The sequence below is a fragment of the Nocardioides sp. URHA0020 genome (genome assembly GCF_000620705.1).
Classification (GTDB): domain Bacteria; phylum Actinomycetota; class Actinomycetes; order Propionibacteriales; family Nocardioidaceae; genus Nocardioides.
Genome location: NZ_KK211165.1, coordinates 1,033 through 23,130, shown reverse-complemented (window position 1 = coordinate 23,130; position 22,098 = coordinate 1,033). Strand labels below are relative to the sequence as shown.

General features: G+C 73.1%; 13 protein-coding genes. 6 read left to right on the top strand and 7 right to left on the bottom strand.

The genetic code is table 11. The features are described 5' to 3' along the window. Positions 1-44 precede the first annotated feature (44 nt). Positions 45-2,138 (top strand): Ig-like domain repeat protein, encoded by a 2,094-nt coding sequence (locus N542_RS0103600; protein WP_155992843.1) that lies wholly within the window; start codon positions 45-47, stop codon positions 2,136-2,138. 199 nt (positions 2,139-2,337) lie between these two features. Continuing rightward, complete coding sequence (locus tag N542_RS28235; RefSeq protein WP_051551359.1) at positions 2,338-6,522, top strand: S8 family serine peptidase; 4,185 nt, start codon at positions 2,338-2,340, stop codon at positions 6,520-6,522. Between the two features lie 177 nt (positions 6,523-6,699). Here the strand turns inward: N542_RS28235 and N542_RS0103590 are convergent, their stop codons facing one another. Next, the gene (locus N542_RS0103590; protein WP_028642765.1) at positions 6,700-7,617 is read right to left on the bottom strand and encodes a 1,4-dihydroxy-2-naphthoyl-CoA synthase; all 918 of its coding nucleotides are present in this window, start codon (positions 7,615-7,617) and stop codon (positions 6,700-6,702) included. A gap of 69 nt (positions 7,618-7,686) precedes the next feature. Here N542_RS0103590 and N542_RS0103585 point away from each other — a divergent pair, with 69 nt between their 5' ends. Together N542_RS0103585 and N542_RS0103580 are read left to right on the top strand one after the other, a co-directional pair. Beyond that, complete coding sequence (locus tag N542_RS0103585; RefSeq protein ID WP_028642764.1) at positions 7,687-8,130, top strand: nitroreductase family deazaflavin-dependent oxidoreductase; 444 nt, start codon at positions 7,687-7,689, stop codon at positions 8,128-8,130. A 19-nt stretch (positions 8,131-8,149) separates the two neighbouring features. Next, a complete protein-coding gene (locus N542_RS0103580) occupies positions 8,150-9,469 on the top strand; it encodes an MFS transporter (protein ID WP_231482432.1) in 1,320 nt (439 codons plus the stop codon). 7 nt (positions 9,470-9,476) lie between these two features. Here the strand turns inward: N542_RS0103580 and N542_RS0103575 are convergent, their stop codons facing one another. From N542_RS0103575 to recC, 4 genes are all read right to left on the bottom strand, one after another. Beyond that, entirely contained in the window at positions 9,477-10,097 is a 621-nt protein-coding gene (locus tag N542_RS0103575; RefSeq protein ID WP_028642762.1) for an ACT domain-containing protein, read from the bottom strand. Between the two features lie 66 nt (positions 10,098-10,163). Continuing rightward, a complete protein-coding gene (gene recD / locus N542_RS0103570; RefSeq protein ID WP_036506280.1) occupies positions 10,164-11,942 on the bottom strand; it encodes an exodeoxyribonuclease V subunit alpha in 1,779 nt (592 codons plus the stop codon). Continuing rightward, the gene (locus N542_RS0103565; protein ID WP_028642760.1) at positions 11,939-15,244 is read right to left on the bottom strand and encodes a UvrD-helicase domain-containing protein; all 3,306 of its coding nucleotides are present in this window, start codon (positions 15,242-15,244) and stop codon (positions 11,939-11,941) included. The genes recD and N542_RS0103565 overlap by 4 nt, the downstream gene beginning before the upstream one ends. Continuing rightward, a complete protein-coding gene (gene recC / locus N542_RS0103560) occupies positions 15,244-18,543 on the bottom strand; it encodes an exodeoxyribonuclease V subunit gamma (protein ID WP_028642759.1) in 3,300 nt (1,099 codons plus the stop codon). The genes N542_RS0103565 and recC overlap by 1 nt, the downstream gene beginning before the upstream one ends. Before the next feature lie 115 nt (positions 18,544-18,658). Here recC and N542_RS0103555 point away from each other — a divergent pair, with 115 nt between their 5' ends. Together N542_RS0103555 and N542_RS23210 are read left to right on the top strand one after the other, a co-directional pair. Next, positions 18,659-19,147, top strand: a complete 489-nt coding sequence (locus N542_RS0103555) for a cupin domain-containing protein (RefSeq protein ID WP_028642758.1) — start codon at positions 18,659-18,661, stop codon at positions 19,145-19,147. 41 nt (positions 19,148-19,188) lie between these two features. Then, positions 19,189-20,124, top strand: a complete 936-nt coding sequence (locus N542_RS23210) for a Dyp-type peroxidase (RefSeq protein ID WP_051551358.1) — start codon at positions 19,189-19,191, stop codon at positions 20,122-20,124. A 101-nt stretch (positions 20,125-20,225) separates the two neighbouring features. Here N542_RS23210 and N542_RS23205 read toward each other — a convergent pair whose 3' ends face one another. Together N542_RS23205 and N542_RS27365 are read right to left on the bottom strand one after the other, a co-directional pair. Then, on the bottom strand, positions 20,226-21,560 hold the full coding sequence (locus tag N542_RS23205; protein ID WP_051551357.1) for a bifunctional PIG-L family deacetylase/class I SAM-dependent methyltransferase: 1,335 nt from the start codon (positions 21,558-21,560) through the stop codon (positions 20,226-20,228). Then, positions 21,554-21,697 (bottom strand): hypothetical protein, encoded by a 144-nt coding sequence (locus N542_RS27365; RefSeq protein WP_155992842.1) that lies wholly within the window; start codon positions 21,695-21,697, stop codon positions 21,554-21,556. Before N542_RS27365 ends, N542_RS23205 begins: the two co-directional genes overlap by 7 nt. Between the last annotated feature and the right edge of the window lie 401 nt (positions 21,698-22,098).

The following is a 22,098-nucleotide window of genomic DNA, read 5'->3' as shown; positions in this document are numbered from 1 at the left end:
CGACCACGGCAGTGACCACTCCCGCCTACACTGCGGACCCGTCCGTGATCGCGCAGACCGAGCTGTACGGCGCTCCGGTCCGGCTCGCCGCCGAGGGACTGACCCCCGGCGCCAGCGTCGCGAACACGATCACCACGCCGAGCGGCGAGGTCGTGCCGCTCACCGAGGTCAACCCGACGCCCGTGGACCAGGACGGCCGGTGGGTGAACTATGTCGGGTTCTCGACGACATCGGCCCCGGTCGGCGTCTACACCGTCGACCTCACCTCGGGCGACATCAAGCTGACCACGTCGTTCACGGTCGTCGCAGGCGACACCGTGACCTCGCCCGTGCAGTCGACCGTGACCCCGTCCGAGCCGGACTGGGGCACGTTCACCAGCACCGGCGTCGAGCTCGCGTCCACCGGCTTCCAGCCGGGCGAGCACGTGACCGGCGCCATCACCCTGCCCGAGGGCACCGTCGAGGACGTCATCGACACGTCCGCCGACGCCAACGGGGACGTGGACTTCACCTACGTGGGCGACACGGCCCTGCCGATCGGGACCTACACCTTCGGACTCCACGGCCCGGCCTCCCGGGAGAGCCAGATCAGCTTCGAGGTCGTCGCCGGCAACTCACCCCCGACCGCCAGTGACCTCAAGCTCACGGTCGACCCAGCGGAGACCAACCTGCTCATCTGGGGCCAGGAGGGCGTGTTCGTCACTGCCGAGGGCCTCAAGCTCGGCGAGCAGCCGACGGCGACGCTGCTCTACCCCGACGGCACCACCGAGGACCTCGGGTTCCCGCAGGCAGACTCGCACGGCAAGGCGGTGTACGGGATCGGCGGCGGTCGCGACAAGCCGATCGGGACCTACACCGTGACGGTGACGTCGACCACTGGCGGCACCGAGACCGCCACGTTCCACGCCGGGCCGGTGCCCGTCCAGCCCCCCGGCAACCCCACGATCGCGCTCACGCCGTCGACGATGCGCGTCGACGCGTTCGAGTACGACGGCATCTCGGTGCACAGCCGGGACTGGGCGATGTACGAGCAGGTGCACGCCGACGTGATCCGCCCGGACGGCACCGTCGATCCGGTCTACGACTGGCTCGCGGACAAGCAGGGCAGTCTCGACAACTTCTTCGATGGCAAGTACGACGTCCGCGACTCGGTGCCCGGCGACTACACGCTCCGGCTCACCGGTGAGTTCTCCGGCGTCAAGACGGCGCCGTTCACGCTCACCGCGATCCCCGAGGAGGACCAGGTCACGATCACCACGTCGGTCGCGCACCTGACCCCGCAGGAGTGGCTGGACAACGGCCTCACCGTGACGGTGCGCAACTTCGACGAGGACGACACGGCGTACGTCAACCTCAGGGCGCCCGGCAGCGACGAGTGGGAAGAGGTCGCTGAGGTCCCGACCGACGAGGACGGTGGGGCCACCGCCACCATCACCCTGACCTCCGAGGAGGCCGCTGCGCTCAGCCTCGGGACCTGGAGCATCAAGGCGTTCGACTCCACCCTCGACCACAACAAGACGACCACGTTCGACGTGGTCGCCGGCGGACCGACCACCCCGGCCACGGAGGCAGCCACGATCAAGGCGACAGCGGCCTCGGTCGTCGTCGGGCGCCCGGGCCAGGTCCGCATCAGGGTGACCACTCGCTCGGGGGCCACTCCTGCGGGCACCGTCCTGGTGGCCGAGGGCGCCAACACCATCGGCCAGGCCACGCTGGACCACGGCATCGCGGCCGTGAAGGTGGGCGCGCACGAACTCGGGGTCGGCCGGCACATCCTCACGGTCCGCTACGGGGGCAGCGACACGGTCGCCGCGGCCACCACGCACGTGGTGCTGACGGTGGCCAAGGCGGCCTCGAAGGTGCGGGCGAAGGCCAAGTCGGTCGTCGTCGGGCACCGGGGCGTCGTCACCATCGCGGTGGTGACCGGCGCGGGCCTGACCGCGACGGGCCGGGCCGTCGTCACCGAACACGGCCGGACGATCGGCAAGGTGACCCTCCACCACGGCAGGGCCACGCTGCGCATCGGAGCCAGGAAGCTCTCAGCCGGGGTCCACAAGCTGAAGGTGCGCTACCGCGGCAGCACCACCGTGGCCGCCTCCGGCACCACGGTCCGGCTGCGGGTCCTCCGCAAGCGCTGACCCGCCGGCACCCGGCCAGCACCCACATCGACCGTCGTCGCCCCCTCGCGGGGGCGGCGCCGGTCGGGTGGTGCGGCGTCCGACGCGCGACCTCCGTCGCTGCACGACCGCTGCCTCTGAACATCCGTAGGGACCGTGACGGTTCCCCTGAACGAGGGACACGACCTTGTCCGCACCACGCAACCTCCGCCACCGGCACGTGGCACTCACGGCAGCCGCCGTGGTCCTGACGGGCGCCGCGATCACCACGGGCTCCGCCGCCGCCGCGCCCTCGGCGAGCCCCGACTCGCTGAACGTCGGGCCGCACTCGCTCCGCCACACCGGGAAGGCCGAGCCCAGCAGGTCTGGCGAGCTGCCCTCCGGGGTGCCGGCCACGGGGCGCTACTCCTTCCTCCTCGAGCTCGACACGCCGTCGACCGGACGCGCCTTCGCCAGCAAGCGCTCGACCAGCATCACCGCGGCACGCACCGCGGCCCGTCAGCAGCTCGGACGGGTCACCACGGCACAGGACGCGGTGATCGCCGACCTGCCGGTCAGCAGCCCGGTGCTCTACCGCACGCACGCGCTGCTCTCGGGCGTGGCAGTCACGACGGACGTGGCCAACTTCGCAGACCTCGCCGGGATCAGCGGGGTGTCGCACGTGTATCCGATCGCCCCGAAGTCGTTCGAGAACAGCACGGCGGTCCCGCTCCAGGGTGCGCCGCAGGCCTGGACCGGCTCGGGCTCGTTGGGACAGGACACCCGGGTCGCGATCATCGACACCGGGATCGACTACACCCACGCCAACTTCGGCGGCCCGGGCACGGTCGCGGCGTACCAGGCCGCCAACGCGGCCGAGGCCTCGGCCGCGGACTCGGCTCTCTTCCCGAACGCCAAGGTCGTGGGCGGCTACGACCTGGTCGGCGACAACTACCAGGCCGACCCGGGGTCGGCGGGCTACCAGCCCGTGCCGCACGCGGACCCGAACCCGCTCGACTGCAACGGCCACGGCTCCCACGTCGGCGGCACGGTCGGCGGCTACGGCGAGGACGCCGACGGCGGCACCTACACGGGCTCCTACGACGAGTCGACCCCCTTCGACACGATGAAGATCGGGCCCGGCATGGCCCCGAGCGCCCAGCTCCTGGCCATCCGGGTGTTCGGCTGCACGGGCAGCACCGACATGGTCACCGAGGGCATCGACCGAGCGGCCGACCCGAACCAGGACGGTGACACGTCCGACGCGGTCGACGTGATCAACATGTCGCTCGGCTCGGACTTCGGCTCGCCCCGCGACGCCGACTCCCTGGCCGCGAACAAGGCTGTCGAGGCCGGCATCACCGTGGCGATCTCGTCGGGCAACTCCTACGACCTCTACGACGTCGGCGGCTCCCCGGGAGCAGCGTCCAAGGCGATCACGGTCGCGGCGTCCGCGGACTCCACCAGCATCCTGGACGGCGTCGACATCGACCTCGACGGGTCCGGCGAGCTGTACGGCGTCTCCCGCTCGATCGCGTACAGCTGGTCGACCAAGCCCGACCTGAGTGGTGACGTCGTCCTCGCTCCTGCCGACAACGCCACCGCCTGCACGGCGTTCTCACCGGGTGACGCGGCGAAGATCGCGGGAAAGATCGTGCTGGTCACCTGGACGCAGGAGGCGCTCGAATGTGGCTCCGCCGCCCGCGGTGGGTTCCTCAAGGCGGCCGGCGCCGCCGGCTTCATCTTCGCCAACAGCGCCCAGGTGATGAGCGCCGGGATCACCGGCGTTGCCACCATCCCGGGCGTCCTGGTCGTGAAGAGCGGCGGCGACGCGATCCGCGCGGCCCTCGCCGCGGGCAAGCCCGTGACGGCGACCGGCACTAAGACCAACTCAGTCACGCAGTTCTTCCCGGAGGACACCGACAAGGTCGCCGACTTCTCGTCGCGTGGCATGCGGGGCAACGGGAACATCAAGCCCGACGTCGCCGCGGTGGGCGCGAGCGTCTTCTCGACCGCCGTCGGCACGGGTGACGACGGGGTCTCCGAGAGCGGCACGTCGATGGCGTCACCGATGGTGGCCGGTCTTGCTGCCCTCGTGGTCTCGGCGCACCCCGCCTGGAGCCCCGAGCAGGTGAAGGCCGACATCATGAACACGGCCGGCCAGAACCTCTACGTCGACGGATCCAGCGAGCCCAGCAGCGCGCGCTACGCCCCCAACCGGGTCGGCGCGGGCCGGATCCAGGCAGCGGCGGCCCTGACCAACGAGGTCCTCGCCTACGTGGCCGACGACCCCGGCGCGGTCAGCGTCTCCTTCGGCCCCGTCGAGGTCACGGCCCCGATGACGGCGACCAAGACGGTCACGGTCCAGAACACCGGGGACACGGCGGCGACGTACGCCGCCAGCTACGACGCGATCACGTCGGTCCCGGGGGTCAGCTATGCCGTCGCTCCCGCGTCGGTGAGTGTCGCGCCGGGCGCGAAGGCATCGGTCACCGTGACGTTCACCGTCACCGACCCCACGCTGATGACGCACACGACCGACCCGACGCACGGCCGCGAGGACCTCGACGGCGACGCGCTGGACACGCTCGCCGACGCCAGTGGCAACCTGCTGCTGACGCCCACGACCGGTAGCGCCCCGCAGCTGCGGGTCCCGGTCTACTCGGCACCTCGGCCCACCTCGACCATGACGCAGGCCGACACCACCACCCTGCCGACCGGGGCCAGCACGGGATCGATCACGCTGTCCGGGACCGGGGTCGACAACGGCACCGGGGCCGAGCGGGTCCGCTCGATCGCGGCCGGCCTCGAGCTGCAGGCCATCAGCCCGGCGCTGCCGGACTGCATCGGCACGCAGGTCAATCTCTGTGCGGGGCTGCCGGACGACCGTTCGGCGGACCTCAAGTACGTCGGCTACGCCTCGGACTACCCGATCCACCAGAACGTCGCCGCGTCGACGGCGTACATCGCGATCAACACCCGGGCTGCGTACAGCACCCCGGGCAGCAAGGTGGAGTTCGACGCCTACATCGACGTCGACGGGGACACGAACCCCGAGCTGATGGCCTACACCAGCCGGATCCCGGACGAGGACCTGTTCGTCGCGAACCTGGTCGAGCTGTCCACCGGTGACGTGGTGGACGTCCAGCCGCTCAACGGCGCGCTCGGCCTGGACCTGGCGAAGTTCGACAGCGACACCCTGATGATCCCGCTGTCGATGGGTGTCCTGGCCAAGTACGGCGTGAACGAGAGCAACCCTCGGATCGGCTACGGCGTCGTGAGCTTCGCCTCGACGAGCCTGGGTGTCGTCGACGCCCAGAGCATCAGCGTGCAGACCGCTGAGCTGGTGCGGCCCATGATCGCGGATCTCTACACCCCGGGGATCTCGGTCACCGACGCGGAGGGCGACGGTCCGCTGGTCCTCGACCAGGACTCCGCGCAGTTGAGCGTCACCCGGAACGCGGCCAGCTACAAGGCCGGGCGGGGACTGGGTCTGATGATGGTCCACTTCCACAACGCGGTCGGCAGCAAGGCCCAGGTCGTCGCGATCAAGTCGACTCCGACGGTGGCGGTGGCCGCCGATCCGGCGTCAGTCCTGCGCGGCACCAGCACCCAGGTGACCGTGGCCGTGTCCGACCCGAGCGGCTTCTCCGCCCCGACCGGCACCGTGCAGGTCGTGGACACCACGACCGGCACCGTGGCCGGGAGTGCGACGGTGCAGGGCGGCAGCGCCACCGTCACCTACCGACCCACCACCGCGGGGGCCCAGACCCTCGAGGCGCGCTACCTGGGCGACACCGCCTACGTGACCGCGTCCTCGAGCCCGACGACCATCACCGTGTCCAAGTCGGCGTCGGGAGTCGCCCTGCAGGTCCGGGCGGCAACCGTCGTCCGCGGCACTCCGGCGCGGCTGAAGGTCATCGTGGCGGATCCCACGAAGATCGCGACGCCGTCGGGCAAGGTGAAGGTCGTGGACACGGCGACCGGCAGGACGGTCGCCTCCGGCTCCCTCTCGGGTGGTCAGGCGACGCTCACGTACTCGTCGAAGAAGCCGGGCGCCGTCGCCCTGCGGGCCGTCTACCTCGGCAACGCATCGCTGGACTCCACCCAGTCGAGCATCACCAGGGTGACCATGACCAAGGCCCGGGCGAAGGTCGGGCTCCGCCTCTCCGCGACGAGGGGCAAGCACGGCCGGGTCGTCAAGGCAACGGTGAAGGTCCCGACGGTCGCGGGGGTCCGGGCAACCGGCAAGGTCGTGCTCAAGGCAGGCGGGCACCGGATCGGCACCGCCAGGCTGAAGGGCGGCCGGGCGACCATCACCTGGCGGCCCGGCAAGGCCGGCGCCTACCGGCTGTCCGCCAGCTACCGGGGCGACGCGACGTACACGTCCGACTCGTCGAAGAAGGTGGTCTACCGAGTCTTCTGATCCCCTCTCCCACGGACGCGCCCGGCGGTGCACCGCCGGGCGCGTCCGTGGGCGTCGTACTGCTCCGAGCGCGAAGGGCCGAGGCGGCCATGTCGATACCGACCAGCGCCGACGTCGCAAGAGCCGTCTGACACGCAACGGGGCCAACAGCCCTCTGACCTGGAGAAACCCGCCCGATCAGTAGTACCAGGGGTACGGCGACCAGTCGGGGTCGCGCTTCTCGAGGAACTGGTCGCGACCCTCCTGGGCCTCGTCGGTCATGTACGCCAGTCGGGTGGCCTCGCCCGCGAAGAGCTGCTGACCGACCAGGCCGTCGTCGAGGAGGTTGAAGGAGTACTTCAGCATCCGCTGGGCGGTCGGCGACTTGCCGTTGATCTTGCGACCCCAGTCGAGGGCGACCTTCTCGAGCTCGGCGTGCGGCACCGCGCGGTTGACGGTGCCCATCCGGACGCCGTCCTCGGCGGAGTACTCGTCACCGAGGAAGAAGATCTCGCGGGCGTACTTCTGGCCGACCTGACGGGCGAGGTACGCCGAGCCGAAGCCCCCGTCGAAGGAGCCCACGTCGGCGTCGGTCTGCTTGAAGCGCGCCTCCTCGAGGCTCGCCAGGGTGAGGTCGCAGACGACGTGCAGGCTGTGACCGCCGCCGGCGGTCCAGCCGGGGACGACGCAGATGACGACCTTGGGCATGAAGCGGATCAGCCGCTGCACCTCGAGGATGTGCAGACGGGCCAGCTTGGCCTTGTCGACGGTCTCCTCCGTCTCGCCGTCGGCGTACTGGTAGCCCGCGCGACCCCGGATCCGCTGGTCGCCGCCGGTGCAGAACGCCCACTTGCCGTGCTTGTCGCTCGGCCCGTTGCCGGTCAGCAGCACGCAGCCGACGTCGCTGGACCGTCGCGCGTGCTCGAGCACCCGGAGCAGCTCGTCGACGGTGTGCGGGCGGAAGGCGTTGAGGATGTCCGGGCGGTCGAAGGCGACCCGGACGGTCCCGTGGGCCTTGGCCCGATGGTAGGTCAGGTCGGTCAGGTCCTCGAAGCCGGGCACGTCGTCCCAGTCGTCGGCGTCGAAGATCTCGGACACCCCAGTGATGGCACTCATGGCCCCGACGCTATCGCCGCCGCGCTCCCTGCCTGGAATAGGGAGCCGGCGCATGGTCTTCTGGAGGGCATGACACTTGAAGGCGAGTACGAGCCCAGCCCCGAGCAGTGGGTCCGCGACCAGGTCGAGGAGTTCGAGTCCTCCAACGGCCAGCGCGGCAACATCCTGCGCGGCAACCCGGAGTGGCCGATCGTGGTGATCACCTCGAAGGGCGCCAAGTCGGGCAAGCTCCGCAAGAACCCGGTGATGCGGGTGGAGAAGGACGGCAAGTACGTCGCGATCGCCTCGCTCGGCGGAGCCCCGAAGAACCCCACCTGGTACTACAACTTCGTCGCCAACCCGGAGGTCGACCTCCAGGACGGCGCGGAGAAGCACACGTACGTCGCGCGCCGCCTCGAGGGCGACGAGCGCGCCGAGTGGTGGGACTACTCGGTCGCGACCTGGGCGACGTACGGCGAGTACCAGAAGAAGACCGACCGCGAGATCCCGGTGTTCCTGCTCGAACGCGCCTGATCGGCCCCACAATGCCGGAGTGACCACCGACACACCCCCGTCTCGACCGGCCCTGCGTCGATCCGCCCTGGCGGAGCCGACCGAGAACCCGCCCGCACGTTGGGTCGGCTTCCTGACCCTGGCGAGCGTCGGGCTCTGGGCCGGCTTCTTCGGGCCGATCTCGGTGCTGCTCGCCCAGCAGGCCGAGGCGATCGACGCCGACAGCAAGAAGCAGATCCTCTCGCTGGTGCTGGGCCTGGGCGCGGCGACGTCGGTCATCTGCAACCCGGTCTTCGGAGCGTTCTCCGACCGGACGACCCTGCGCGCCGGTCGACGACTGCCGTGGGTGGTCGCCGGCGCGGTCGGCGGCGCCCTGTCGCTGCTGGTGCTCGCCGCGGCCGACTCCGTCGTGCTGATGGCGCTCGGCTGGTGCGGCGTCCAGGCATCGCTGAACGCGATGCTCGCGGCAGTCACCGCGACCGTCCCCGACCAGGTGCCGGTCGCCACCCGGGGCAAGATCGGTGGCATCCTGGCGATCGCCCAGACCGTCGGCGTCGTCGGCGGGACCGGCATCGCCGCCGCGACGGGCAGCATCGCGGCCGGGTACGTCGTCACCGCGCTCGTGCTGCTCGTGCTGACCATCCCCTACTGCCTGGACTCGCGCGACCTCCCGCTCACGCCTCAGGAGCGACCCGCGGCGTTCGACTGGGGAGCGTTCCTGTGCTCCTTCTGGATCTCACCGCGCGAGCACCCCGACTTCGCCTGGGCCTGGCTGACGCGCTTCCTGGTCAACCTCGGCAACGCGCTGGGTCTGCTCTACCTCCTGTACTACATGCAGGACGTGATCGGCTTCGACAAGAAGGAGGCCGACGGACGGGTCCTGATCCTGACCGCGACGTACGCCGCCGTGCTGATGGCGACGGCGGTGACCTTCGGCATCTGGAGCGACCGCACCGGCAAGCGGAAGGTGTTCGTGATCTGGTCGGGCGTGATCGGCGCGTGCGCGGCGCTGCTGCTCGCCGTCGGGCAGACCTGGCCGACGGCGGTCGTCGCCGCCGTCCTGATGGGCTTCGGGTACGGCATCTACACCTCGGTGGACTTCGCCCTGATCACCCAGGTGCTCCCCGGGGCCGACGACCGTGGCAAGGACCTCGGCGTCATCAACATCGCGAACGCGCTCCCCCAGGTGTTCGCGCCGGGCATCGCGGCGGCGATCCTGATCGTGGTGGAGTCGTTCGGGGGCGTCACCGAGACCCACGGCGACCGGTTCTCGGTGGGCTACTGCGTGCTCTACGGCAGCGCGTTCGTCGTCGCCATCCTGGGGTCGGTCTTCGTCACCCGGATCAAGTCGGTGCCGTGAGGCAGCCTCAGTGAGCGTGCGCCTTGGCCGCGCGTGAGATCGACATCGCCAGCCCGACCAGGTGGCCGAGCCGGGCGATCTCGGAGTCGAGGAACTCGGGCCCGCCGCGGCGGCCGATCACCACGATCTCGGACTTGTTGAGGCGAGCGGCGCAGGCGATGGTGTTGTCGTCGTGGCTCTCGATCGGCTCGGCCCGGTCGATGTGCGTCCACCGGAGGTCGGACGGTGCGGCCTCGGTCGTGTAGACGATCCCGTCGGCCTTGCTCACCCGGGCGGCCCAGTCGGCGCGGAAGGTGACCGGCAGCAGGTCGATCAGCCGGTCCAGCGCGCCCTCCGGATCGGCCGTCAGCTCCTCGACCGCCTCGAGGTCGAGGAAGAGGTTGCCGCCCGCGGCGTACCGGCTGATCCAGATGACCTCGACGCCGTCGAGGCCGTTGACCGCCGACACGACAGAGTCGGGCATGGTGCCCGGCGCGATCTCGAGGAGCACGTCGTCGACGGCCGTGCCGTCGAGCTTCTCGACGATCTCGATCGCCTCGATGTCACCGCCGGCCTCACCGATGGCACCCGCGAGGCGTCCCAGGGATCCGGGGACGTCGGGCAGCTCGACGCGCAGCAGGAAGGGCATCTCGGACTCCAATCTGCCTCGACCCTAGCGGGACCAGATTGCGGCGTGGTTTCGGCGTATCAGCCCTCAGTCGGCGGCCAGCCGCAACCGGAGACCGGTGGCGCGCACCGCCCGGCGACCGATCGCGGCCCGCACGTCGTCCTCGGAGCCCACGATCACGAGCCGCTCGCGGGCCCGGGTGAGCGCGGTGTAGAAGAGCTCGCGGGTCAGCAGCCGCGACTCCGGCGGCGGCAGCACGACGACCACCCGCTCGGCCTGGCCGCCCTGGCTCTTGTGGATCGTCATCGCGTGCATCGTCTCGAGCTGGCCGAGCCGACCGGTGGCCAGGTCGTGGCGCCGGGTGCTGCCGGCGATCGCCGCACGCAGTCCACGCTCCCCGCGGCGCACGACGACGCCGGTGTCGCCGTTGTAGATGCCGAGGCCGTAGTCGTTGGCGGTGACCAGGAGCGGACGTCCGGGGTACCACGACGTCCAGATGGGCTCGCCGGTCTCCTCGCCGAGCCAGCGCTCGACCTGGCGGTTCCAGTGCTGGACGCCGTACGGCCCCTCGCGGTGGGCGCACAGCAGCCGCTGGCGGTCGAGCGCGGCGAGGGCGCCGTCGACGTCGCCGGCCTCGCCCGCGCGCACCATGTCGAGCGCCGGACCGAGCAGCAGCTCGCGCATGCGGGGGACCGGGTCGGGCTCGTCGACGAGCTCGACGTGCTCGTCGCCGGCCCGCAGCAGCTCGACGGCGCGGTCGGCGTCGCCGGTGCGCACCGCCTCGGCGAGCGAGCGGATCGCCTCCCCGAACCGGTGGGAGGTGCGCAGCGCGGCCACGCGTACGTCGCTGCGCGCCCCCAGGCCCTCCACCAGGTCGGACAGCACCGCGCCCGCCTCGACCGAGGCCAGCTGGTCGGGGTCGCCGACGAGGAGCAGCCGGGTGTCGGGCCGGACCGCCTCCAGCAGTCGGGCCATCATCGTCAGCGAGACCATCGAGGTCTCATCGACCACGACGACGTCGTGCGGCAGCCGGTTGTCGCGGTGGTGACGGAAGCGTGCGGAGGTGTCGGGGCGGGCGCCCAGGAGCCGGTGCAAGGTGACCGCGTGCAGGCCGGTGAGCCGTGCCCGGTCGGACGCGGGCAGCCCGGCGACCTCCTCCTCGACCGCCTGCTGCAACCGGGCCGCGGCCTTGCCGGTCGGGGCGGCGAGCGCGATGCGGAGGGAGGGCCGGCCGGGGGCCTCGGCCTGGGCGACCAGCAGGGCGAGGAGCGCCGCGACCGTGGTGGTCTTGCCGGTGCCGGGCCCGCCGGTCAGGACGGTGGTGCTCTGCGACAGCGCGATCCGGGCGGCGGCACGCTGCTCGTCGTACCCCTCGCTCGGGAAGACGCGGTCGAGCCCCGCCTCGAGCGCGGCGGCGGCTTCGGCGGTGAGGGCGACCGGCGCCGGCCGGGCCAGCAGGTCCGCGCAGACCTGCTCCTCCTCGCGCCAGTAGCGGTCGAGGTAGAGGAGTCGGTCGTCGAGCAGCCGCAGCACGGTCGCGCCACCCTCGGAGACCTGCGTGAGCGAGGTCGCGGCCAGCGCCGCCCGCCACTCCTCGAGGCTCGGCCACGGCAGGTCGGGCAGCAGCGACTCGTCGGCGACGGTGGTCAGGTCGACGCACACGGACCCACTGCGCACGGCGCGCACGGCGAGCGCGACCGCGAGCCCGACCAGCGGTTCCTCCTCGCCGGCGAGCGCGCACACGCGCTGGGCGACGTGGACGTCGGCCGCGTCGAGCACCTCGGCGTCGTTGAAGGTGCGGAGCAGACCGCGCGCCGACGGCACCAGCCGGTGGTCGTGCGGGTCCTCGACCGCGGGGATCGTCATCGCGTCCTCCCGTCCAGGAGGTCGGAGAGCGCGACCACCAGCGAGGCGGGCGGCGTCCAGCTGAAGACGCCGGCCGGGTGGCCGTCGACCAGCGGCGTCTCGGGCCCGCACATGCCGCGGACGTAGAGGTAGAGCACGCCGCCGAGGTGGGTCGCCGGGTCGTAGCCCGGCTGGCGCCAGCGCAGGTAGCGGTGGACGACCACGACGTACAGCAGCGCCTGGAGCGGGTAGTCGGAGTGCAGCATCGCCTCGGTGACCCGGTCGCGGGTGTAGTCGGCGGCCGTCAACGGCAGGTCGGGGTCGCCGAGCCGGTTGGTCTTGTAGTCGACGACCAGGTAGCGCGGGCCCGCGTCGCCCGGCACCCGGAGCACCACGTCGATGGAGCCGGAGAGGTAGCCGCGCAGCGACTGCTCGGCCAGGCCGTGGCCCGAGAGCCGGTCGGCGTACGGCGCGAGCGCGTCCCCCGCCGCGAGGTGGCGGCGCAGCAGCACGCCCACGTCGGCCAGGGTCACCTCCGCCGCGGCACCGACGAGGTCGCCGCCGGCCAGCGGGATCTCGAAGTCGAGCTCGCAGAGGCGGTCGGCCTGCGCGACGTCGCCCAGTGTCAGCCCGGGCGCCAGCGGTCCGAGCGGCGTGTGGTGCAGCGGGACCAGCGCGGCGGCGAGGTCGTCGACACCGGCGTCGACCGGCCACCAGGTCAGCTGCTCGCGCACCTGGGCGGTGAGCTCGGCGAGCAGGTCGGGCGCCTGCGGGTCCGCGGTCTCGAGCACGCCGTGGACGAGGGAGCCGAAGGTGGCGCCGGCGGGCAGGTCGGCCATCGGGGACGGCAGGTCGGCCCCGACCGCGGCGGGCTCGGCCACGAGCGCGGCGCCGACGGCCAGGCCGTCGACCTCGTCGTCGAGCGAGCCGACCTCCGGCTCCGTCGAGACCCCTCGGCTCTCCTCGGCGGCGCGGATCAGCCCGGAGTACGACGTACGCCGCCACCCGGTGTCGATGCCACGGGTGAAGCGGCGCATGCCCAGGTCGGTGCGGCCGGTGCCGGCGGCGACCGGGGCGGGCGTACGACGCACCGACTCCTCGATGCTCGGCCCGCCACGGGCCTCCCACGCGCGGAAGCCCGCGAGCACGGTGGCGTCGTCGACCCCGGTCGCGCAGCTGTCGGGGACGACCGCCTCCCCCTGCGAGCGTCCGCGGAGCAGCCGGGAGAGGCCGCCGTTGGGCTCGTCCCACGACGGGGCCCACCACGCGACGACCTGGGACTGGGCGCGGGTGAGGGCGACGTAGGTGAGCCGGATGTCGTCGCCGGCCATCTCCTGGCGTCCGCGGGCCTCGACCTGCCTGAACCCCCGCTGGCCCTTGCCGCCGATGTCGAGGCAGCGCTCCTCGCCGCGGTGGTAGAGGACGACCTCGCGCGAGGGGATGTGGCGGTTGAAGGCGAAGGGCAGGTAGACGAGGGGGTACTGCAGCCCCTTGCTCACCCAGACGGTCATGATCTGCACGGCCGCGGCGTCGCTGTCGAGGCGACGGTTGCGCTCGGCGGCGCCGGTGGTGCGCTGGCTGCGGAGCCAGTCGAGCAGCGCCGGCAGACCGAAGTGCTCGCGGTGGGCGGTCTCGTGGAGCACCTGGCCGACGTGCGCCAGGTCGGTCATGTGCCGCTCGCCGCCGCGCCAGGCCAGCACCCGGCCGGCCATGCCGGCGACCATCGCGGCCTCGTAGACCGCCGCGATCCCACGCTCGCGGGCATGGTCGGCCCACCTGCGCAGGGTGTCGGCCACGTCGTCGGTGAGGCGGTCGCCGCCCGCGGCGAGGCTGGCCGCGCTCTCGCCGAAGAACATCGTGGTGGCCGCGGCCCGGACCAGGCCGGTGCGGTGCGGCTGCTCGAAGGCCTCCAGCAGGCACAGCCAGTCGGCCGCCGCCTGGGAGGCGAAGACGTCGGTGTCGCCGGTGTAGACGGCGGGTACGCCGATGGCGGCCAGCGCGTCGCGGCAGACCCGCGCGTCCTTGTGCGCCTCGACGATGACGGCGACGTCGCCGGCGGCGACCGGGCGACCGTCGTACGTCGCACCGGAGGCCAGCAGCAGCTGGATGTCCGCGGCGAGGTCGGCCGCGACGTGCTCACGCACCTCGTCCATCGGCACGGTCCGGGTGCCGGTGACGCCGAACTTCTCCCGGGTCACCACCCGGAGCCGGAACGGGTCGTTGGCGGGCGCGCCGGCGAGCCGGTGGCCCTGCAGGTGGGCCTCGACGTCGCGGACGACGATCTCGGGGTGGCCGAGCGCGGCCCCGCCCAGCAGCGTGGCCAGTCGGCGCACCAGGGGCTGGTCGCTGCGGTAGTTGGTGCCGAGCGTCCAGCGGTGGTCCGCGGCGGTCGCGGCCTTGAGGTAGGTGACGATGTCGCCGCCGCGGAAGGCGTAGATGGCCTGCTTGGGGTCGCCGATCAGCACCACGGTCGAGTGGCCGGCGAAGGCGCGCTCGATGACCTCCCACTGCACCGGGTCGGTGTCCTGGAACTCGTCGACCATCACGATCCGCCACCGGCCGTGCATCCGCGCCCGCGCCGGGGCGTCCTCGTCCTCGAGCGCGACGGCCAGCCGGCTGAGGAGGTCGTCGTACCCCAGGATGCCGAGCCGGCGCTTGCGGCGCTCCAGCTCGGTGAGCACGTCGCAGGCGAACGCCCGGCGGATGCCCTCGACCGACTCCGCCGGCGGGTCCTCGGGGGTGAGCGTGGTGCGGGGGTTGGCGACGACGTCACGGGCGAGACCGAGGGCCTGGGCGCGGGTCAGCTCGGGCTTGTCGCGCTGCTGGCCGAAGCGCTGCAGGTAGAGGTCGTCGACGATCTCGGCCACCACGTCGTCGAGGCTCTCGACGAGGGTGACCCCGGCGTCGGTGTCGCCCGCGACCCCGAGCGAGCGCAGCACCAGCTGGCAGAACTGGTGGGTGGTCGCGATGGTCGCGGCGTCGAAGCCGGCCAGGGCGTCGCGGAGCCGGTCACGGCGCTCGGCGAGCTCGGTGGGGGTGCCGGTCAGGAGGTGGGTCAGCAGCTGGTCGTCGCCGACGAGACGGGGGTCGTCGAGCGCGTCGGCGGCGGCGACCAGCTGACCGCGCACCCGCTCCCGGAGCTCCTGGCTGGCCGCGCGGCCGAAGGTGATCAGCAGCATCTCGTCGAGCGTCGCCTCGCCCTCGGCGACGTAGCGGGTCACCAGGCCGGCCAGCGTGAAGGTCTTGCCGGTGCCGGCGCTGGCCTCCAGGACGGTCGTCGTCGGGCCGGCGGGCAGTCGGCCGAGCAGGTCGAAGGAGTCCATCAGGAGAACGCCCTCTCCGAGCGGAGCAGCGGCAGCCACAGGCGTACGGCGTACGCCCCGAGCCGGGTGTCCTCGCCCTCGGTCTCCTCGCCCGGGGCGGGCGGCCCGAGCAGCCGGCCGAGCGGGGCGTGGTCGCCCCACACCCGGGACTGGGCGGGATCGGCGTCCTCGGCGGGGTACATCCCGCTCTTCCACCGCCGGCCCGCCTGCTCGCGCGGGTCGTCGCCGTTGAGCCGGGCGCTGGCCCAGGCGAACGAGGTCTTCAGCGGCAGGGGCAGCGGCTCGCGGCGACCGGCGTCGTACAGGCGGACCAGGTCGGTCAGCAGGCTCAGCGGCTCCTCGATCGCGGGACCGAGCAGCCGCTGGGCGGGGCGCGAGCCGCGCGCCGCGCGCCCGATCGTCAGCGCGGTCCAGTTGTGGTCGGGGTCGTGGGCGGCCAGCGCGAGCAGCCGGACCCAGGACTCGATCAGCTGCCTGGCGTCCAGGCGGGAGTAGCCGACCGCGACCAGCCGGTCGCCGTACACGGGGCCGACGGTGCCGGTGATGCGCCGTCCGTCGTCGAGGCGGACGTCGACGTCGTACGCCTTCGGGGCGACCTGCCGGTGCGTGAGGGCCGCGACCGCGAGCTGCATGGCGGCGTCGCGGATCTCGCCGGCCTTGCGCCAGCCGAGCTGGCCGGGCGGCAGCGCACCGCGTCGCCACTCGGCGCCGAGCGCCTGGTCGGGGTGGATCCCGCGGAGCATGTCGGCGAGCATCCGGTCACCCACGCCCCAGGTCTCGAGCGCGTCGATCTCCACCGGCATCGCGTCGGCGACGCCGTCGACGTCCCACGGCAGGGTCAGGTCGAGGGCCCGGAAGAAGCCCTTGACGGGGTCCTTGAGGAAGCCGACCAGGTCGGCCAGCGCGATGTCGTCCGCCGGCGCCGGCGCCAGCGGCGCGGGCAGGAAGGGCGGTGCGGCCGGGCGGTCCCCGACGGCGGTGCGGGCGGCGACCAGCAGCGTCGGGTCGAACGTGAACGGCGTCGGCGTGCCGAGGCTGCCCGGCGTCACGTTGCGCGGGTCGAAGGGCTGCAGCGGGTGCTCGACGACGAGGCGGTCGCGCACCGGCTCGGGCGTCGTGCGGTCGAGGGCGTCGAGCAGCTCGCCGAGAGGTACGGCGGGCGGCCGCGGCTGTCCGCTGTGCTCGTTGGCGCCGGTGTAGGTGACCACCAGGGTCTCGGTCGCGGCGCCGACTGCGTCGAGCAGCAGCTGCCGGTCCTCCGAGCGCACGTCGCGCTCGCCGGTGAGCGGCGTGCGGGCCAGGACGTCGTCGCCGTCGACCAGCCCGAGCCGCGGGAAGATCCCGTCGTCGAGGCCGAGCAGGCAGACGACCCGGTGCGGCACCGAGCGCATCGGGACGAGGGTCGCCACGGTGAGTCCGCCGGTGCGGAAGTTGGCGCGGGTCGGCCGGCCGGCGAGGTGGGCGCCGAGCAGCGCGCGGACGTCGCTGAGGCGCAGCGGGGTCTGCTGGCGCGCGGACGCGTCGGCGAGCACCTGCGCGAGCTCGCGCTGCACCTGACCGGTCTGCCACTGGTCGTTGCGGTCGACCTTGGTCAGCGCCGCCACCCCGTCGGCCAGGGCGCTCAGCCACTCGCCCAACGGCCGGGTGCCGGTCAGCGCGTCGACCGTCGCCGACAGCCGCCCGAGCAGCTCCGCGAACCGGCCGGCCAGCTCGACCCGGTTGCTGCCCACGTCGTCGAGGGGCAGGGTCGTGCCGAGCCAACCCTGCGAGTCGTCGGACAGCGCGACGCCGACGAGCACCCGGTCGAGGCCGAACTGCCAGGTGTTCTGGATGAAGTCGACGCCGTACGGCGCCCGGTGCTCCTTGTCGAGACCCCAGCGGATGCCGGACTCCCGGACCCAGGCGGTGATCGCGTCCAGGTCGTCGTCGCTGAGGCCGAAGCGACGGCGCACCGGTGGGGCCTGGACCAGGTCGAGCACCCGGCTCGCGGTGGTGCGCCCGCCCGCGAGGTCGAGCAGCTGGGCGGCCACGCCGAGCAGCGGGTTGGTCTGGGTCAGCGCGCGGTCGGCCAGCCGGACGCGCAGCCGGTGAGCCGGGTGGCCGCCCTCGACCAGGTCACCGAGGCCGAAGCCGGCGCTGATCAGCGGCGCGTAGGTCTCGATGTCGGGACACATCACGAGGATGTCGCGCGGCTCGAGCGTCGGGTCGTCGTCGAGGAGACCGAGCAGCACCTCGCGGAGCACGTCGACCTGGCGGGCGGCCCCGTGGCAGCTGTGCACCTGCACGGAGCGGTCGGCGGCGTCGAGCGCCCGACCGTCCGGTCGGACGGCGTTGGCGCGCAGGTCGTCCTGGAGCCAGCCGAGCATCGTGGCCGGTGCCGGCGGGTCGCCGTGGTGGGTGTCCGTCGCGTCGACCGCGGCGAGGCTCCGCTCGAGCTCGCGGACGTCGCGGCCCAGCGTGGCGAGCAGCGGGTGCCCGACCCGGCGGTGGCTGCGGTCGTCGGCCCTGCTGACCACGCCCCGCGCGTCGCGCAGCGCCTGCCACAGGTCGTCGCTGGGGTGCGGCAGCCACAGGTGCAGGTCGTGGTGCGTCGCGAGGGCGGCCAGCAGCGCGATCTCGGTGCTCGCCATCCGGGTGTGACCGAAGAGCGAGATCCGGGGCGGCAGATCGCTCGGCCCCGCCTCCAGCCGGGCGACGGTCTCGGCGTGGCGGACGTGCGGCGGTGGCTGCCCGACGGCCGCGACCAGCGCGCGCCACAGCGGTGGCTGCCACGACAGGTCGGCGGCCAGCTCGCCGCCCGCACCGTCGGTGGGCCGACCCTCGAGCCAGTCGACGAGCAGCTGCGGTCGCTGGACGGCGTACGACGAGAAGAGCCCGGCCAGCCGGCGCGCCACGGAGTAGCGCCGGCCCCGCCGGAACTCCGCCTCGTCACCGCTGTCGAGGTGGCCGAGGTGGCGCGCGAGCGTCTGCGCCCAGGGTGCGTCGAGGCTGTCGTCGAGCACCGCCAGCAAGGGCCAGGTCAGCGCGTCGGGCGCCCACGGGTCGTCGTACGTCGTGCCCATCAGCTCGGCGACCAGCGACCGCGGGGAGCGGAACTCCACGCCCGCGCACACCCCGTCCTGTGCCTCGCCGCGACCCAGGACGTGGGAGAGCCGCTGGCTGAGCCAGCGCTCGACGCCCTTGGCCGGCACCAGCACCAGCTCGGTCGCGAACGGGTCGGCCAACGGCACCGCCAGCAGCTCGCCGAGGGCGTCGGCGAGCTGGTCGGTGCGCGGTGCGCGGTGCAGGTGGAGCGCCACGCGCGCACCCTACGGGCTGCCGGGGACAGCCGCGCCCAGCGCCCGGGGACCAGTCCGGCGCGCGTTTGCCGCGATCACCTGCGGCCCTCGCCGCGCCTCCCTACGCTGCTGAGACATGAAGCGCCTCCTGCTCCCCGTCGCCGGTCTCGGTCTGCTCGCCTCGGGGTTCGGAGCCGGCATCGCGGTCTCCGCGACCGCCGCCGACGAGCCCGCGCCGGTGGTCGTCAACCGGCAGCCGCTCGCGGAGGTCAAGGCCCCTGCCGGCGCGCCCCACCGCACGCTCGGGCTGAGCAAGGTCGTCGTGATGCCGGGCGCCGAACTCGCCTCGCACCACCACCCGGGCGCCCAGCTCGGCTACATCGCCGAGGGGGCGCTGACCTACACCGTCGAGACCGGCACCGCCACCGTCCTCAAGGGGCCCGGCGACAAGCCGAAGGTCGTCAAGCGCCTCAGGGCCGGCGACACCTACCGCGTGCGCGCCGGCCTGTGGCTGCGCGAGACGCAGGGCGAGGTCCACCACGCCCGCAACGCCGGCACGGTCCCGATCGTCATCTACCTCGCCACGCTCTTCAAGACCGGTCAGCCGGCGGCCATCAGCGACTGACCCGGTCAGGAGACACCGCCCGTTGCGGAAGGATGGCGCCCATGATCCTCCCCGAGCCACAGGCCGTCACCTCCCCGCTGACCCGGGCGGCGGTCTTCCTGGTGCTGACGATCGAGCCCGGCGGCGAGGGCGTCGTGCGCGAGCTCCTGGCCGACGTGCAGGACATGGCGCGTGCGATCGGCTTCCGCAACGTCGAGGCGTCCCTGTCCTGCGTGGTCGGCATCGGCAGCGATGCCTACGACCGGGTGTACGGCGGCCCGCGGCCGGCCGGGCTCCACCCCTTCGCCGAGATCCGGGGCGAGCGCCACGTCGCGCCGGCCACGCCGGGCGACGTCTTCCTCCACATCAAGGCCGAGCAGCTGGACCTCTGCTTCGAGCTCGCCGCCCGGCTGACCCAGCGGCTGCGGGGGGCGGCGGTCGTCGTGGACGAGGTGCACGGCTTCCGGTACTTCGACCGACGCGACCTGCTCGGCTTCGTCGACGGCACCGAGAACCCCGTCGGTCCTGCTGTGGGCAACGCCCTGCTCGTGGGCGACGACGACCCGGACTTCGCCGGTGGGAGCTACGTCGTCATCCAGAAGTACCTGCACGACCTCACCACGTGGAACGCCATGACGGTCGAGCAGCAGGAGGCCGCGGTCGGCCGGGAGAAGCTCTCGGACATCGAGCTCCCGGACGCCGAGAAGTCCCCGGGCGCGCACACCGCGCTGACCAGCATCGAGGACGAGGACGGCACCGAGCTCGAGATCCTGCGCGACAACATGCCGTTCGGCAGCGTCGCCGGCGGCCCGGACGGCGGTGGTGAGTACGGCACCTACTTCGTCGGCTACACCCGGGACCCGGCGGTGATCGAGCGGATGCTGCGCAACATGTTCGTCGGCGACCCGCCCGGCGTCACCGACCACCTGCTCGAGGTCTCCACCGCGGTCACCGGATCGCTGTACTTCGTCCCGACGGTCGACCAGCTCGAGGGCTGAGCCCGATGCCGCCGCCCGGGCTGGGCATCGTGGGGTCGCTGATCGTCGGCACCGCCGAGAGCCTCACCAGCAAGCGCGCGCGGCGGGCCTGACCTCGGCGGTCATGCCGTCGGCACGGGCAGGACGTCGGAGGCGCCCAGCAGCACGATCTCGACGTCCCGGTCGCGGTACGTCGCCTGACCCGACAGGCCCCGGCCGTCGGTGAAGGCGCGCAGCACCTGCCCGGCGTTCGGCACCCAGCCGTCGATCCGGTGGCGCCAGTGGCACAGCACCACGACGCCGTACGGCGCGAGCGACGCCCGGACCCGCTCCACCAGGCCGCGCAGCTCGCGCGGGCTCAGGAAGTGGGCCATCTCGGAGACCACGACGAGGTCGAGCTCGCCGTCCGGCCACTCGGAGGGCGGGTGCATCAGCTCGACCCGGACGCCGGTGTCCGCGAGCCGGAGCCGGGCGGCCGCCACGGCGACGGGGCTGCTGTCGACCGCCAGGAGGTCGTCGCAGCGCTCGGCCAGCCGGGCGGAGAGCGCCCCCGTCGAGCAGCCGATCTCGAGCCCCCGGCCGAACGTCCGGCGCGGCAGCACGCTCAGCGTCAGGTCGCGCTTGCGCTGCTCGTACCAGCGGTCGTCGATCCCCCACGGATCGGTCGCGGCGCGGCGCAGGTCGTCGAGGGCGGCGTCCTCCCCGTCCTCCACGACGTAGACCTCCACCGGTCCGTGGAAGTGGGCGAGGAAGGCGGGCTGCAGCAGCGCCTCGTCGCCGACGTGCTCGGACAGCGGGAGCACCTGGGAGGTGTGCGCGGCGATGGCCCGGTCCTTGCGGGATCGGGCGGCGTCGGTCAGGTCGAGGCGGCGGATGCCGTCCCACGGCGCCTCCGACGGGGTGGCCCAGTGCCACCACCAGACGGGGTACTCCACCAGGGTGGCGTCGGTACGCCGAGCGGCGACGGACGCAGCCCGTCCGGCCGCCTCGTGGTCGGGGTGTCCGTCGTGGCGCCACGGTGCAGCGACGAGTGTGTCGGCGCCGTCGCCGATCAGGTCCACGAGCTTGGCGGCGACCGCGTGCTCGGACTCCGCGACGCTGCCGTCGCCCAGCGCGAGCCGGGTGAGCGCGGCCGTCGGCGCGACGGCCGCCAGGGCGCGCTTCGCCTCGCCGACGCGGCGCAGCGCGAGCCGCTCGCGCGAGTGCGTCGGCGACATCGGGTGGCTGAGCTCGCCCGCGGTGAGCAGCACCAGCTCGACGTCGATCCCGCGCTCGTGCGCGGTGGCGAGGAGCCCGCCGGCCCCGAGGGACTCGTCGTCCGGATGGGCGGCCACGACGACGAGACGCCGTACGCCGTCGAGCGAGAGCGGTGCCCGGTCCGCCCACCGCGGGTCACTCGACCAGACCTCGGCCGACGTGCCCGTGCCGTCGTGGGTGAAGGCCGGGCGGGTCAGCACGACGACCCCGCGCAGACCTGTCCGCCGAGGGAGGGTCGTACGTCGCCGCGCGCGACCTCCGCCGCCGGCGCGACCGGCGCCGCATCGGGGAGCCGGCCGAGCCGCAGGGCGGCGGCGACAGGCTGCGGTGGTGACATGTCCGGGTAGTACCCAGTTCCCGCGACCCTAAGACGAGCGTGCTGCGGACCCGGTGGTTGAGGGTCCGAGGGCGCCAGCGCCGAGCCTCGAAACCCCGCAGCGCAGGCAGGGCAGCGAGCCCGGCCTGCGGGTCCGCTCGGCTGGCCGCCGACAGGCTGGCTACGCGGGTACGGAACACACGGGGCTACGGCCGAGTGCCGGCCGACCGGTGGTTGAGGTGCGAGGCGCGCCAGCGCCGAGCCTCGAAACCCCCGCAGCGAAGGAGCGGCGATGAGGGCGGCCTGCGGGTGGGTTCGGGTCGTTCGCCGACGGGCAGTTGCGCGGGTACCGCCCCCAGGTCCTCTCTGGCTGGGCGGTTTCGAGGCTCGGGCCTAGCGGCCCTCACACCTCAACCACCGAG